The following is a 15260-nucleotide window of genomic DNA, read 5'->3' as shown; positions in this document are numbered from 1 at the left end:
AAGCGGACTTAGTGTCCGCTTTTGTATTTTAAGGGGACCTATGGAACACATCATTTCGTTAACCAAAGAAAATATTCAGCAAGTTGTTGATGCTTCGATGGAAAAAGTCGTGGTATTGACTTTTTTTGCCCAACAAAAACCAGAAAGTGTTCAGATGTTGCAAACACTTGAGCAACTTGCCACAGCGCAAGCTGGTCGTTTTATATTGGCCAGTGTTGATTGCGAAGTGGAGATGGAAATCGCCCAGTATTTCCAAATTGAAAGCTTACCCACTACGTTGATTTTAGATAAAGGTCGCCCGATTGATGGTTTTGCAGGCGTTCAAGATGCTGCCAGTGTCGCAAGCTTGTTGGATAAGCATTTACCAGCACTTTGGATGCAAGCTTTTGATGGCTTAAAAGCACAGCTTGGGCAAGCTGAGCCCTTAACACAGGAGGCATTAACCTTACTGGTGGCGCAATTAAAAGAGATCGCGGTACAAGCTGATAACATGGCTGAAGTGCGTTTAGTCTTAGCTGATGTTTATCTACAGTTAGGTGCACTTGCAGATGCCAAACCTTTAATTGAAGGGATAGGGCTTGCAGATCAAGACAGTTACTACCAAAACTTAAAAGCTAAGCTGGCATTAGCAGAAGATGCTGCGAATACACCAGAAATTCGTCAGCTTCAACAACAGCTTGAAGAAAAACCGGGTGATATTATCTTATCAATCGACTTAGCTAAGGCACTGAATAAAGCCCAACGTAATGAAGAAGCGTTAGCTTGCCTTTTTAGCTTTTTACAAAAAGATCTTAATGCTGGCGATGGTAAAGTTAAACAAATGTTTCTAGAGATCATGACCGCCATGGGGCAGGGCAATGCGTTAGCCAATCAATATCGCCGTAAGTTGTATACCTTGCTGTATTAAACACGGACGCCGTTACATTAGGCCAATCTTATTAGATATAGGTCTAATGCAGTGCTATTGCTACTATGAAAAGAGCGGTAGATATGCGAAAATCGCCGCCCTAAAAAGAATATAATCTTAAAAGAGGACTTTAGAGATGCGCATTATTTTATTAGGTGCCCCAGGCGCCGGTAAAGGTACTCAAGCTCAGTTTATTATGGAGCAATATGGTATCCCACAAATCTCTACGGGTGATATGTTACGCGCTGCGGTTAAAGCGGGAACGCCACTTGGTTTAGAAGCTAAGAAGGTGATGGATGCAGGCCAGTTAGTTTCAGATGACTTAATCATAGGGCTAGTTAAAGAACGTATCGCGCAAGATGATTGTGTTAAAGGCTTCTTACTTGATGGTTTCCCTCGCACAATTCCGCAAGCTGATGCAATGACTGCCAATGGTATCGTTATTGATCACGTGATCGAAATTGACGTACCAGACGAAGAAATTGTTAAGCGCATGAGCGGTCGTCGCGTTCATTCAGGTTCAGGTCGTGTTTACCATGTTGTATTCAATCCACCTAAAGTGGAAGGTAAAGACGATGTTACTGGTGAAGAGCTCGCTATTCGTCCAGACGACGAAGAGTCTACAGTGCGTAAACGTTTAGGTATTTACCATGAGCAAACTAAGCCATTGGTAGATTATTACGGTAAAGTGGCTGCTGAAGGCCGTACTTTATACAACAAGTTTGATGGCACTCAGAGTGTTACTGCCGTAAGTCAGCAATTGGCTGCAGTACTGAAGTAATAGCTTAATCAATTTGATCACAATACCTTAGTTGGTATTATTTAAAAGCCTGCATTGCAGGCTTTTTTTATTTTTATCACTGCCTATCGCTATGATAGTTGCTGAACATTTAATTCATAAATCGCTTAAATCCCATAAATCCCATAAATCGCAAAAATCGTTGTTTTCGACGTCCGATGAGATAAGTATTAGCACTATCTGCGGATTAGTTATTGGCCGGATTAACGAACAGTGGAGTGCGTTTAGTAGATTTAATATGTCCTGCCTTTATATCAGACTGTTAGAAACCCTAGTAGAAATCTCGATAGCGGTTAAGCAAACCTCTATTAATGCAGGGGGTAAGCGTAATGGCTTTATGCCAGGTTTAAATGATGATGATATTCATAGCGATATGATGATTGACCTAGTTAAAGAACAGGCGTCGTTTAGCGGCAATGAAGCACTAAAAGTCATTTAATCTCATGAAGTTAATGTGATATCATGCGCCGCCTTTTGTCAAAGGCGGTTTTTATTTAATCATGGCTTACAGCAATAATAAGCTAAACTGATATTTATATTTGGTTGCACGGATGCAAACTCATGAGAATCGATTATGAAGTTTCCTGGTCAACGTAAGTCGAAACATTACTTTCCTGTCAGTAACCGCGATCCACTTCTGGCGCAGTTTACCCATCAACCTCAAGCATTTTCTACTTATATTTGTGGAGTTGATCAAACGTTAGTCGATATTGAAGCGAAAGTTGCCGATGATTTGCTTGAACGTTACGGCTTGCCTAAAGGTAACTCAACACTAATCGATGATGATGGCGCCCATGCGCTTTATAATGAACTTAAATCTAATGACATGATCAGCGACGAGTTTGCGGGTGGCACCATAGGCAACACGGTACATAACTATTCCATTTTAGCTGACGATCGCTCAGTGTTGTTTGGCGTGATGAGCCAGAATATTATGGTCGGTAGCTATGCTTATCGCTATCTTTGCAATACCTCTTCAAAAGTTGACTTAAATTATCTTCAACCTGTAGATGGTCCAATTGGTCGTTGCTTTACATTAATTTCAGAAGACGGTGAACGCACTTTTGCGATCAGCAAAGGCTCGATGGATAAACTGACCCCACATTATATAAATCAACAGGTGGTTCAAGAAAGCTCTGCATTAGTGATTACGGCCTATTTGATGCGCGCTAGCGAAGGTGACGGTATGACATCTGCTGCGATGAAAGCTATCGAATATGCAAAAGCTGCTGAAGTGCCTGTAGTATTAACCTTAGGCACCCGTTTTTTAATTCAAGAAGACCCTGTTTGGTGGCAAAAGTTTATTAAAGAACATGTGACTATATTAGCCATGAATGAAGATGAAGGTGAAGCGCTTACAGGGTTTAAAGACCCATTGTTAGCCAGTGAAGCTGCACTTGAGTGGTGTGATATGGTGTTGACCACGGCAGGCCCAATTGGTTTATACACAGCAGGATATGCCGAAGACAGTGCCAAGCGTGAGACGAGTCATACTTTATTACCAGGTGCTATTCCTGAGTTCAATCGTTATGAATTTTCTCGCCCTATGCTAAAAGCTGACTGCCAAGAACCCATTAAAGTCTATGCCCACATTGCGCCTTATATGGGCGGACCTGATTATATACGTAACACCAATGGTGCAGGAGATGGCGCTTTATCAGCTTTGTTGCACGACTTGTCAGCCAATACCTTCCATAAAACCAATGTGCCTGGATCAAGTAAACATAAACGCGATGGTTTATGTTATTCATCGTTTTCGCAAGTGTGTAAGTATGCTAACCGCGTTGCCTATGAAGTGTTAGCTCAACACAGTCCACGTCTATCGCGCGGTTTACCAGAGCGAGAAGACAGCCTAGAAGAGTCTTATTGGGAACGCTAATCAGTGGTTTAGTGAGCTAAATAAAAAACAGTCTAAAAATAAACGATAATGTTTTGTCATTATCGTTTTTTTTTCATCAAATTTTAATAGAATAGGCCCAGGTTAGTAATTGAAGGAGCTTAAAGTGAAAGGACAAATTTTACGTGAAATGCATGTACTCAAGGCCATTGAGCCAGATTTTGAAGTACAAAGACGTGTCGCCTTTATAAAATCGAAGCTCAAAGAGGCCCATTGTCATTCATTAGTGTTGGGGATCAGCGGTGGAGTAGACTCATCTTTAACCGGTCGTTTATGTCAGTTAGCGGTCGATAGCTTAAATCAAGAGTTAGCCGATAATCGCTATCAATTTATTGCCGTGCGCTTACCTTATCAAGTCCAAAAAGATGAAGACGAAGCACAACTAGCCTGTCAATTTATTCAACCGTCTAAACAAGTGACTGTTAACATTGCCGAAGGTGTTTTAGGTGTGCATCAAGCCACCTTAGCAGGTTTGAACGATGCGGGAGTATCTTTACCTGAAGAAGGTAAAGTCGACTTTGTTAAGGGTAATGTAAAAGCCAGAATGCGAATGATTGCCCAGTATGAAATAGCCGGTATGGTAGGTGGTTTAGTCGTTGGTACCGATCATAGCGCAGAAAATATTACCGGTTTTTATACTAAATTTGGTGATGGTGCCTGCGATTTAGCGCCATTGTTTGGTTTAAATAAACGCCAGGTGCGTCAACTTGCTGCCTTTTTGGGCGCACCAGATATTCTGGTAAAAAAAGCGCCTACAGCTGATTTAGAAGAAGACAAACCACAATTAGAAGATGAAGTGGCGCTAGGCATGAGCTACGATCAAATTGATGATTTTCTGGAAGGCAAACCGGTCGATGCTAGCGTTGAAACCAAGCTGATTAGCATTTATCAGCGCACCCAGCATAAGCGTAAAGCGATACCCACTATTTACGATTAATATCGCTATGATTACAGATTAAGCCGACAATATATGTGACACAAGTTAAGCTAATTCTAACTTGTGTCATTTGGTTTTATGTCATTCTACTTAATCTAGGGTGGCTAATAAGCTGATTCTCTATGTTAATATATTAAAAGCATTACTTTTAAGGAATTAACTTGTTAGCTAAGGTCCAATCTAGATTATCGCTTCAGGTCGGTCTGATTATTGCCATCACAGTAGCGTTTATCACTGTAACTGGTTGCAATCAAGGTGCTGTTAGCAAAAGTCCGGATAACGCTCTGAGACTGGTAAAAGAAACCCTTGTTGATGGCGTTTTGTCCGCCGATGCGAGTATAGCTGTGACACTAGGCAGAAGCCGTGCATTATCGGTATGGGAGATTGCGACCAATAAATTATTACATCAATGGACTGATGATGACTTTGATGAGTCTAACTATCTGCTGGCTATGTCAGGTAATAACCAATATCTAGCTACTGCCGGTAAACACAAAATATCTATTTTCAACCTTGAAACCGGCAAACTAGATATACGCTGGCCTGCTCAAGGCTTTAACCCTGACGCAAGTGTTTCAAGCCTTTTTTTAAGCCAAACCGGCAGTACTATTTTGGTGGGTATGAATGATGGTTCTATTACTGTTATTCAACGAAGCAGCATGACGATGTCATTGTTCAAGCAACACAGTGGCGCAGTTAATCATATTGAACTATCTAATTTTGAACAGCAGGTATTATCAACAGGACTAGATGGTGACGTGCATATTTGGTCCACTTATAGTGGCGCGTTGATTAGTAGTTTTTCACGTCCGCAGCGGATCACCAGTGCTAGCTACGATGAAACTAATCGACGCTTGTTTATTGCCGATGCACTAGATAACAATGTCATTCTTGACTCTCAAACCGCTTTGCCTGTTAGCCAACTAGATTACCTTGAGCGCTATCGCTATTTTAGACAGGCTCTATTTATCAATAATGCTAATAATTTAATTACCGCCACCTCAAAACAAACGGTTATCTACTGGGATGCAAACTCTGGAAAGGAGCTTTGTCACTGGGATATCACCGCCTACAGTGTAGGCACTACGGTATTTTCCATGAAGATTAAACCTAATGGAAAACTATTAACCTTAAGTTCAGATGGTGGTCTTGAAACCTGGAGTTTGTAAATGTGCCTAGATTTAGCTGGCAGTAGGTATCTGATTGATTTATCTGTCCTGGTGTAGCTTGGGTCTCAATAGATCAATCAAGGCATTAGGAAATTGTCGATAATCTAAATATGGCGTGTGAAAAACCTGTTGGTGGTATCGAATCGTTTGCTGTTGATTCAATGAAAGAGTGCTAACAAGTAATGTACTTTCAATGGTAAAACCTGAAAAGGTATTTTTACCGCAAATGATATGGATGATTGAGCTATCAGGTTTTATGTCGATAGTTTTCTCAGTAGACTGATCCACAATCGCAATGGCCATTGGTAAATGAGCAATACTATTTTGTTGAAATAGTGTGTTTTGTATCGTTCGCCAACAAGATAATTCTTTACTCACAAGTTTGCAGATAATAATGATAATTTTTCGCCAATGATTACCATTAGCTTCGATTAGTCTTTTTGCTGCATTTGGGTCACTTTCGCTCCAATCTGTTGGAATGATAGGTGGTGTGGGCAAGTAAAAAATCACTTTAGGTAAAAGGGAACCAAAGTAGTGACTAATAATATTGTTTGAAAGTGTCTCATTACTAGCGGTATTCATGTTCTTTAGCTTTTAGCATACTTGCTATTATAATCACCTATTCTGTCAGGCTATTTTAGGCCTTTATTTGCATCGTTGTAATCATTTTTTAGTATAAGGGAAATCATGCGCGCTATTGTTATCGGATCCACTAAGCATATGTTATTTGCCCTATTCTATAGCACTATAGGCACGTCTATTGCGTTGATTATTATTGCTGTATGGTTATTGAATGCTAGGCCAGAACTGTCGCTTTGGCATACCACACATCTCAAAAATGAATATCATCAACAATCAGGTTTAGATAATTTTAAGCAGTATTTAGCACTAGAAAATAAACTATTTGCTGAAGTCGAGCAGAAAATATACCAACAATACCAACCGGAGGTCGCCTCTCCGATAAATCGTTATGAAAAGGGCAGCTCATCGGATCCTGCTTTGTGGCATGAAGACTGGAATCGATCTTTTGAGTGGCCAAATGATGATGCAGAATTTGGTTTGTTATTGATCCACGGCATGTCTGACTCACCTTACTCTATGTCGCATATTGCTGAGCATTATCGACATCAAGCCCATATAGTCGGATTAAGATTACCAGGTCACGGCACCACGCCTTCAGGGCTAACAGATATTACTTGGCCTGATTTAGCAGGTGCTGTGGCGTTAGCTACCGCTCATTTATCTGATAAATTAAAAGGTAAACCCTTATATGTTGTAGGTTTTTCTACTGGTGCAGCACTCGCGCTAAACCACCAATTAGAAGCGATAAGTCTGAATAAGCCGACTCATTATGACAAGATGATTTTTATGTCACCAGCTATTGGCTTGGCTCCCATTGCCCAGGCGGCATATTGGCAGGCTAAACTAGGTGCATTACTTGGGCAGGAAAAACTTTTTTGGAATAGTATTGAAGTTGAGTACGACCCATTTAAATATATGTCATTTGCCGTTAATGCAGGTGATATTGTTTACCAGCTAACTCTGCGTAATAAACAATTATTAGACAGTTTATCCGCAGAGCAAAAACAGAAAATCGCGCCTATACAAACCTTTCAGTCAGTCATAGATGATACGGTTTCATCTGTGAATGTCGTCGATGAGCTTTACCGATATTTGCCTAAAAACGGTCATGAATTAGTGATGTTTGACTATAATCGCAGTACCGGTTTTAGGTTGTTAATGAATCTTGATCCAATCACGTTTTTTGAACCATTTTGGACAAATAATGATATGGATTATCGCTTAACGCTAATTGAAAGTCAGGCACAACAATCTCGGGCCGTACAAGCTAGAGAGCTTGGTATATTGAATCAGCAAGCCCCACAAGAACTATTGCTCGAATGGCCTAAAGGTGTGTTCTCGCTTTCGCACATTGCGTTGCCATTTCCGATAGAAGACCCACTTTATGGCCCTTTGATAATAGAAAATACTGAAACGGTACAAATAGGCTTAGCGGTATTTCAAGCTGAAAGAGGATTGTTTTCCATGTCTGCAGCCAATATGTTGCGCCAAAAATGGAACCCATTCTACCCCTATATGATGGATAGAATGGACAAATTTATGATTCCACCTCAGGATTGATAATAGTGACAATAGTGCGATTACGACCTTGAGCTTTAGCTTGATACAAATTATCGTCGGCTATTTTTATCCATTTATCTAGCCTAGCATCAAAGTTAGCATTAGCTGTGATAGCCCCGATACTGACGGTGATATCAAATGCTTCAGTTCTGTCTGGCGTGTTAATGGGCATTTGAGACAGTTTGATTTTAAATTCATTCAAGTGATGTTCAATGTTAAGTGCGTTCGACATAGGTAAAATTAAAATAAATTCCTCTCCGCCATAACGGGCAATAATATCAATATCACGTTTAAAATGTTGAGACAGTTGTGCTGACACTTGACGTAAGCATTCATCCCCCGCTAAATGGCCGTAACTATCATTAACAGCTTTGAAAAAATCTAAATCAAGAATAGCCACAGTAATGGCTTGTTCACTTCGAAGACAAAACTCTCTCACTTCCTGGAACTTATGTTCAGCAAATCGGCGATTAAACAGTTGAGTTAATGGGTCTTTGTCGACTAATTCTTTGAGTTTTTGATTGGCTTTCTCTAATTCTTTAGTGCGGTTAACAACCGTTTCTTCCAGTTCCAATTGCTGAGTTATCAGCTGTTGCTTACTAATCAATAACCTTTGATAAAGGCTATACACTTCCTTAGGAGAGCTTTCATCTAGTACTTGGTTATTTAAATCATGCTGGCTAAGGTGGCCAAATTGGTTCGCTACCATTTCGAGGGGAATAGTTAGCAGTTGGCTAATTCGATTTGAAATGAAAAAACTGATAAAAAGAGCACCAAGTAACATAAAAAAACTGGCTTGCATTTGTTTTTCAGCGAGCTGCAATAATGGTGAAAAGGGCTCAATAATATAAATATTCCAACCATTTTTTAGTTGCTTCTGAGCATAAATGTATTCTGGAATTCTAGATTCCGTTTCGGTGATATTCATCAAGGGTAATTGGGTTAAATACAGTCCATTGTGCATACCATATTTAAAGGGCGACATGACGTTTAAATTGAGCTTTTCCGAGGCATAAATAATATTATTGGTTTCATCGGTCAAAATTATCGATTGGTTTTTCTGTTGATTGAAATCATAGTCTATTGCTGAAAAGTATTTTAGATCTAACGAACCTTCAATTATACCTAAAGGCTGTGCTGTATTTTGCTTGTCATAATATGGCGCACTAATCGCTACAATCGCGTCGTTGCCGAAGCCTCTACCCAAAAACACTGAAGAAACAAACACCCTTTGGTTATAAAATGACTCTATGAAATAATCTCTATCATTGACGATGACATTGTTATCTTTGGCATCATTTAATCGTATAGTAGGTGATGCGGCAATTATTCGTGCCTGATTATCGGTAATTAACATACTGATAAAGCCGGGGTAATTTTGATGTAAATTACTCAGAAGAGGTTGTATCTCTTGTGGTGAACCGCTGGCTATACTGAAATAGCGTGCAGCATTCTCAATCACTTTTTGGTGATTATCGATATATTGCTCGCCAGCATTACTTAAATGAAAAACTGATTCTTGTTGATTTTTCACGATTAAGTTTTGTTGCTTATCCAGTGAAATATAGTTGAAATAGAGCGTTGAAAATAATAAAGATAAGGTAATCATCAGAGTGACGAAATATGTCATCTGCTTGCTTAGGCTTCTGCGCTGTTTATCTTTTATCTTGGTTTCAAACATCCATAATTTAGGCACCATCAAAACTAATATAGAGGCTATGCTGGTATAAATTAAACTATTTATCGCCTGCTTTATGGTTACAAAGGGTAAGTGCTCGGTTGGCATATCAAAAAATAACTTGGCCATTAAATAGAAAATGGGCATGCCAATAACAAGCCAAAATATAATATTGCCATATAGCGCATAGATATCTTTTCTTCGGCAAAAACCTAAAAATAATGCCTCTAACCCAAAAATAAAGAAAACATGATAACTGTCCCAGGTGAGCATTAAACTGGTTGAGGCCAGTAATGATGTCACTAACGCATACCAGGGGCCACATAAAATGGCCACGACGATGGTCAGTGTATTTCCGAGTATAAATTGGACGTTTGCGAAGAAGGGGATAGGATAAAAGTTAATAATAAGTGCAATAACACCCATTAGTATTGAAAACATCAGATTATGTGGATTTAACGACAATTTTTTCAATGAAATATCCTTTCTCATTATTATCAAAAAATTTTACCCCTCTTATAGGACAATCACAAGTGATTGACTGTTAATTACGGCTTAAATCTCAGATAAGTAAAGTTTTTTAGATTGTTTGCTTATATTGAATTTAATTGTATTCGCTTATTTTAGATAAATTTGAAGCGTTTAAAGGGCTTTTTGTGTGTTGCTAACTATTTTTTATCGACACTTAGTGCTGTTCTCTTATCCAAGGTTGCTAAAAGCCCGTTATTTTTCGTTCGACCTTGGTCTAGTTTTTCAATAGTTATAGTGTTCGCTAGGTTTGTTGTAAGTTTTCTATCCTATTGTTTATTAATAGATAAATATGATTTATAGGTTGTTTTTGACTAAGGGTTAGACTAAGGTCTTGATTGTCGAACCCCTGTGAGTTGCTAAATTAACAATGACTTTACAATTCGACTTTAAAAAAACAATACAGGGGAAGTCGCAATGGCTTTTGAAAATAACGAAAAGGCAGCAGGGTATTGGCGTGAAAATTTACGTTTAGTACTTGTACTGCTAGCAATTTGGGCTGCAGTTTCATTTGGCTGCGGTATTTTATTAGTAGACGTGCTTAATGAGTTTTCCTTTATGGGATTCAAATTAGGCTTTTGGTTTGCGCAGCAGGGTGCAATGTATGTATTCGTGGCGCTGATTTTTGTTTATGTGGCAAAAGCAAATGCCCTAGACAAGAAATATGATGTTCACGAAGATTAAGGAGCACTGAAAAATGGATGTTCAAACATTAACATATATTATTGTTGGCGCGACATTTGCGCTATACATTGGCATCGCGATTTGGGCGAGAGCTGGTTCCACTCAAGAGTTTTATGTAGCCGGTGGTGGTGTGCATCCGGTAATGAACGGTATGGCTACCGCAGCAGATTGGATGTCGGCGGCATCCTTTATCTCGCTAGCGGGTATTGTGTCATTTACAGGTTATGATGGTTCAGTTTATTTAATGGGCTGGACAGGGGGTTATGTTTTATTAGCCTTGTGTATGGCGCCTTATTTACGTAAGTTTGGTAAATTCACGGTTCCTGATTTTATCGGTGACCGCTATTACTCACAAACTGCCCGTACTGTTGCGGTAATTTGTGCCATTTTCATCTGTTTTACTTATATTGCGGGTCAAATGCGCGGTGTCGGTGTGGTCTTCTCTCGCTTCTTAGAAGTCGAAGTTGAAACTGGCGTATATATTGGTATGGCAGTGGTGTTTTTCTATGCTGTTTTAGGTGGTATGAAAGGGATTACCTACACTCAAGTTGCACAATATTGTGTGTTAATATTTGCCTTTATGGTTCCAGCAATCTTTATCTCTGTGATGATGACTGGTCATATTCTACCGCAAATCGGTTTTGGTGCTGAGCTAGTTGATGCTGCAGGTAATGGTACTGGAGTCTTCTTACTCGACAAGCTTGATGGTCTTTCTGCTGAATTGGGATTCTCCCAGTATACAGAAGGCTCTAAAGAAATGATTGATGTGTTCTTTATTACAGGCGCATTGATGTTTGGTACCGCGGGTCTGCCCCATGTGATTGTTCGTTTCTTTACTGTACCTAGAGTAAAAGATGCACGTTTATCTGCGGGTTGGGCGCTAGTGTTTATTGCTATTATGTACACAACAGTACCTGCTTTAGCTGCTTTCTCTCGTGTTAATATGATTGAGACCATTAATGGACCAGATTCTACCGGTGTTGCTTATGAAGCTGCGCCACAGTGGATTAAAAACTGGGAAAAAACTGGCTTAATTACGTGGGATGATAAAAACAGTGATGGCAAAATATCTTATGCTAATGGTGATTCAAATGAGATGACCATTGACCGTGATATTATTGTGCTAGCAACGCCTGAAATTGCCAGTCTGCCTGCGTGGGTTATTGCCTTAGTTGCTGCAGGTGGTTTAGCTGCTGCACTATCAACGTCAGCGGGTTTACTATTAGTGATATCAACATCGGTGTCGCATGATTTGCTTAAGAAAAATCTCATGCCGGATATCTCTGATAAGAAAGAGTTAATGTATGCGCGTATTGCAGCAGCATTGGGTGTTGTAATGGCTGGTTACTTTGGGATAAATCCACCTGGATTTGTGGCCGCGGTGGTTGCGATAGCCTTCGGTTTAGCCGCTGCATCACTTTTCCCTGCAATTATCATGGGGATCTTCTCTAAAAAGGTAAATAGAGAGGGTGCAATTGCCGGTATGGTATTAGGCTTGCTATCTACCGCTGCTTATATTGTGTACTTTAAGTTTATTAACCCTGCTGCTAATACAAGTGATAATTGGTTCTTAGGTATTTCACCAGAAGGGTTTGGTATGGTTGGTATGTTTATTAACTTCGCTGTTGCTTTTGCTGTCAGTAAAGTCACTAAGCCTGTACCTCAAGATGTTGTTGATATGGTTGAATCGATTCGTTTCCCACAAGGAGCAGGCGAAGCGCAAAACCACTAATTATTCATCCCTTATTTAGACCCCTTTAAAAGGAGCGCCTCGGCGCTCTTTTTTATTGACTAAATATAGTAAGCTTGGGCTTAAGTCTTATAGCCAGTATTCAGTTGGCACAGGTATATTAAATAAAACCGCCAATGAGAAAATAATATGAATGCCAGTGAATTACAGCCAATTGAGCAGTTTTTGCAAACCCATGCACCTTTTGATCTATTGTCTAAAGCCTTAGTTGAGCGCTGTGCTAGGGAAATTAATATTGGCTATTACGCAAAGGCATCGGCATTTGTTGAGTTTGATCCTGATAATCCTAAATTATATTTGGTTAGAAGTGGCGCATTTGAAGTTAGAGATCCACAGGGTGTATTAGTTGATAGAGTCGCAGAAGGAGAATGTTTTGGTTTTTCGACATTATTGTCAGGCGAAAAAGTGGTTAACAAGGTCGCTATTTTAGAAGATGGCTTGGTTTATCATATCCCCCAACATTTATTCACCGAATTAAAAACCCATAATCGTCAGTTTGATACGTTTTTTACCCGTGCGTTTGCTCAGCGATTACGTAATGAACATAAGTTTAAAGCCAAAGATCTCACTACGACCAGTCGCATTACTAATATGATGTCTAAAAATCCAATTTGTATTGCTACCAACGCCAGCGTGCAAAATGCTGCAAAATTAATGCGCGATAATAGGGTTTCATCTGTGTTGGTGTTAAATGATCACGGTTTAGTCGGTATTGTCACTGATCGCGATTTACGAAATAGAGTCTTAGCAGAAGGTTTTGATGGCAATATTTGTGTAGACCAAGTCATGACTGTTCAGCCCAAAACCGTGGCCTCTAATGCACTGGTATTTGAAGCTATGTTATTGATGAGTGAATATAATATTCACCATTTACCTGTAATAGACAATAATCAAGCTAAAGGTATGGTGACCAGTACTGATATTTTACGTGCCCAGAGTTCACAACCATTATTATTAATTGGTGAAATAGATCGCCAGGATTCAATTGAAAAGTTGATCTTTGTCAGTAAGCAAATCCCAGTATTATTACAAAACCTTATAAGTGCTGATGCACGAGCAGAAGAGATTGGCAGAGTGTTAACGTCGGTCACAGATGTATTAACCCGTCGCTTAATTGTACTAAATCAGCAATTATTGGGTAAAGCTCCGATGGCTTTTTGTTGGTTAGCTTTTGGCTCGCAAGGTAGGCAAGATCAAGTGGCTTGTTCAGATCAAGATAATGGCTTGTTATTAGCACATGAACCGGATGAATTCGCAGCGGCTTACTTCGATAAATTAACCCATGCGGTTTGTAAGGGACTTGATCAATGCGGTTATATCTATTGCCCTGGCGATATTATGGCGCAAAATCCTAAGTGGCGGTTATCACTCCTCGAATGGCAGAATAAATTCAAAAAGTGGGTACTCACACCAGATCCTAAAGCCCTAATGCACGCCAGTATTTTCTTTGATATGCGCGCAGTGTATGGACCGCAAACCTTGTTTGATGAATTACAGAACTCAGTAATGTCGCATACCCAAAATAATGACATCTTTTTAGCCGGTATGGCGGGTAACTCATTACAGCAATCACCGCCTTTAGGTTTTTTCAGAAAATTTGTACTTGAACGAGATGGCAGTGAAGTCAAAGGCATGGATTTGAAGCACAAGGGCAGTGCGTTAATCAATGATATTGCCAGAGTCTATGCCCTAAGTGCTGGCATTAAAGAGGTCAATACCGCTAAACGTATTCGCGCGTTAATGGACGCCAATATCATTAATCGCAAAGATGCCCTTAATTTAGCGGACGCCCACGAGTTTATAGCGCATATGCGCTTAGCTAATCAGGGATATCAGGCGACTAATAATTTGGTTGTGAGTAATTTTTTAAAGCCGCAGGATTTGTCATCTTTATTGCGCCATCAATTACGGGATGCCTTTAAAGTGGTCCATGATGCTCAATCAGGTTTGAAACTTAAGTTTACCCGGAGTTTTTAGTGGTCAATCATTTATGGCTTAAAGGTCGGTTTTGGTTAGATTCACTGGTTAATCAGCAGGGCGAAAAGTCGATATTAGCGGATTATCAGCGGGCATTAACAAACCAATTTAATCATACTATCTTTGATGCTAAATTGATGGCGATTGATTTGGAAATGACCGGCCTTAATGCTGAGAAGGATCAGATCATTAGTATGGGTATTGTGCCTATCATTCAAGGACAAATCCCCCTGTCTCAAGCTCAACATTTGATGATTTCAATCGATGGTAGTGTAGGCCAAAGTGCGACTGTTCACGGTATTGTTGATCATCAATTACAAGATGCTTTACCCATTGATTTAGCAATGAATTGGTTACTAAAAGAAACCCAAGGGTATATTTTGGTAGCACACCATGCGCCAATGGATATGGCATTTATTCAAAAAAACTTACACAGTGTATTTGGACAAAAAGTACTCTTGCCTTTTATTGACACCTTAGCGATTGAAAAAACACGCTACCTGCGTCAGCATGACCACTTAGTTAAAGGGTGTGTTCGATTAGGGCAAAGTCGAGAACGTTATCACTTGCCTGTATATGGTGGACATAATGCATTAATAGATGCCATTGCCTGTGCTGAGTTATTTTTAGCCCAAGTATCGGCATTAGGCGGAACTAAAAACATCAAATGCCATGAGTTAATTGGGGTAACTAAATAGCTCTAATTAACAGCTTAAATTCAAACATAAAATAAGCCAGTCAATTGACTGGCTTATTTTATGAGTACGGTAGAGTATCGTTTTATATATTAGA

13 protein-coding genes are annotated in these 15260 nt (G+C 39.7%); 11 read left to right on the top strand and 2 right to left on the bottom strand.

The window, feature by feature from the left end; genetic code table 11:
* Positions 1-40 precede the first annotated feature (40 nt).
* From ACRWP9_RS14595 to ACRWP9_RS14570, 6 genes are all read left to right on the top strand, one after another.
* Positions 41-907: a co-chaperone YbbN gene (locus ACRWP9_RS14595; RefSeq protein WP_434926605.1), complete on the top strand. Its 867-nt coding sequence runs from the start codon at positions 41-43 to the stop codon at positions 905-907.
* Between the two features lie 136 nt (positions 908-1043).
* On the top strand, positions 1044-1688 hold the full coding sequence (gene adk, locus ACRWP9_RS14590; RefSeq protein ID WP_434926604.1) for an adenylate kinase: 645 nt from the start codon (positions 1044-1046) through the stop codon (positions 1686-1688).
* A gap of 160 nt (positions 1689-1848) precedes the next feature.
* Positions 1849-2145, top strand: a complete 297-nt coding sequence (locus tag ACRWP9_RS14585) for a hypothetical protein (protein WP_434926603.1) — start codon at positions 1849-1851, stop codon at positions 2143-2145.
* A 135-nt stretch (positions 2146-2280) separates the two neighbouring features.
* Positions 2281-3585 carry an inosine/guanosine kinase gene (locus ACRWP9_RS14580; protein ID WP_434926602.1) on the top strand — a complete coding sequence of 435 codons (1305 nt, stop codon included), beginning with the start codon at positions 2281-2283 and terminating at the stop codon, positions 3583-3585.
* A 124-nt stretch (positions 3586-3709) separates the two neighbouring features.
* Complete coding sequence (gene nadE / locus ACRWP9_RS14575; protein WP_434926601.1) at positions 3710-4540, top strand: ammonia-dependent NAD(+) synthetase; 831 nt, start codon at positions 3710-3712, stop codon at positions 4538-4540.
* A 161-nt stretch (positions 4541-4701) separates the two neighbouring features.
* Entirely contained in the window at positions 4702-5709 is a 1008-nt protein-coding gene (locus tag ACRWP9_RS14570; RefSeq protein ID WP_434926600.1) for a WD40 repeat domain-containing protein, read from the top strand.
* A 39-nt stretch (positions 5710-5748) separates the two neighbouring features.
* On the opposite strand, the gene ACRWP9_RS14565 is transcribed toward ACRWP9_RS14570, so the two are convergent.
* Entirely contained in the window at positions 5749-6291 is a 543-nt protein-coding gene (locus ACRWP9_RS14565) for a DUF6942 family protein (RefSeq protein WP_434926599.1), read from the bottom strand.
* Between the two features lie 105 nt (positions 6292-6396).
* Between ACRWP9_RS14565 and ACRWP9_RS14560 the strand changes: the two genes are divergently transcribed.
* Complete coding sequence (locus tag ACRWP9_RS14560) at positions 6397-7851, top strand: alpha/beta hydrolase (RefSeq protein ID WP_434926598.1); 1455 nt, start codon at positions 6397-6399, stop codon at positions 7849-7851.
* On the opposite strand, the gene ACRWP9_RS14555 is transcribed toward ACRWP9_RS14560, so the two are convergent.
* On the bottom strand, positions 7829-10003 hold the full coding sequence (locus ACRWP9_RS14555; RefSeq protein ID WP_434926597.1) for a sensor domain-containing diguanylate cyclase: 2175 nt from the start codon (positions 10001-10003) through the stop codon (positions 7829-7831). The two genes, ACRWP9_RS14560 and ACRWP9_RS14555, sit on opposite strands and share 23 nt — an antisense overlap.
* 471 nt (positions 10004-10474) lie before the next feature.
* Between ACRWP9_RS14555 and ACRWP9_RS14550 the strand changes: the two genes are divergently transcribed.
* From ACRWP9_RS14550 to ACRWP9_RS14535, 4 genes are all read left to right on the top strand, one after another.
* Complete coding sequence (locus tag ACRWP9_RS14550; protein WP_226414645.1) at positions 10475-10741, top strand: DUF4212 domain-containing protein; 267 nt, start codon at positions 10475-10477, stop codon at positions 10739-10741.
* A 13-nt stretch (positions 10742-10754) separates the two neighbouring features.
* On the top strand, positions 10755-12473 hold the full coding sequence (locus tag ACRWP9_RS14545) for a sodium:solute symporter family protein (RefSeq protein WP_434926596.1): 1719 nt from the start codon (positions 10755-10757) through the stop codon (positions 12471-12473).
* A 147-nt stretch (positions 12474-12620) separates the two neighbouring features.
* Positions 12621-14468 carry a DUF294 nucleotidyltransferase-like domain-containing protein gene (locus tag ACRWP9_RS14540; RefSeq protein ID WP_434926595.1) on the top strand — a complete coding sequence of 616 codons (1848 nt, stop codon included), beginning with the start codon at positions 12621-12623 and terminating at the stop codon, positions 14466-14468.
* Positions 14468-15166 (top strand): exonuclease domain-containing protein, encoded by a 699-nt coding sequence (locus ACRWP9_RS14535; protein WP_434926594.1) that lies wholly within the window; start codon positions 14468-14470, stop codon positions 15164-15166. Before ACRWP9_RS14540 ends, ACRWP9_RS14535 begins: the two co-directional genes overlap by 1 nt.
* Positions 15167-15260 lie beyond the last annotated feature (94 nt).

It is taken from the genome of Shewanella sp. HL-SH2, from assembly GCF_051164935.1.
In the GTDB taxonomy this organism is placed as follows: domain Bacteria; phylum Pseudomonadota; class Gammaproteobacteria; order Enterobacterales; family Shewanellaceae; genus Shewanella; species Shewanella glacialimarina.
Note: the sequence above shows the minus strand (reverse complement) of the source record. Positions and strands in the feature narration are given on the sequence as shown.

Bases quoted from the DNA above. Each gene is read 5' to 3' on its own strand.
- ACRWP9_RS14595 (WP_434926605.1), top strand. From the start codon at position 41: ATGGAACACATCATTTCGTTAACCAAAGAAAATATTCAGCAAGTTGTT.
- adk (WP_434926604.1), top strand. From the start codon at position 1,044: ATGCGCATTATTTTATTAGGTGCCCCAGGCGCCGGTAAAGGTACTCAA.
- ACRWP9_RS14580 (WP_434926602.1), top strand. From the start codon at position 2,281: ATGAAGTTTCCTGGTCAACGTAAGTCGAAACATTACTTTCCTGTCAGT.
- ACRWP9_RS14565 (WP_434926599.1), bottom strand. From the start codon at position 6,291: ATGAATACCGCTAGTAATGAGACACTTTCAAACAATATTATTAGTCAC.
- ACRWP9_RS14560 (WP_434926598.1), top strand. From the start codon at position 6,397: ATGCGCGCTATTGTTATCGGATCCACTAAGCATATGTTATTTGCCCTA.
- ACRWP9_RS14550 (WP_226414645.1), top strand. From the start codon at position 10,475: ATGGCTTTTGAAAATAACGAAAAGGCAGCAGGGTATTGGCGTGAAAAT.
- ACRWP9_RS14545 (WP_434926596.1), top strand. From the start codon at position 10,755: ATGGATGTTCAAACATTAACATATATTATTGTTGGCGCGACATTTGCG.
- ACRWP9_RS14540 (WP_434926595.1), top strand. From the start codon at position 12,621: ATGAATGCCAGTGAATTACAGCCAATTGAGCAGTTTTTGCAAACCCAT.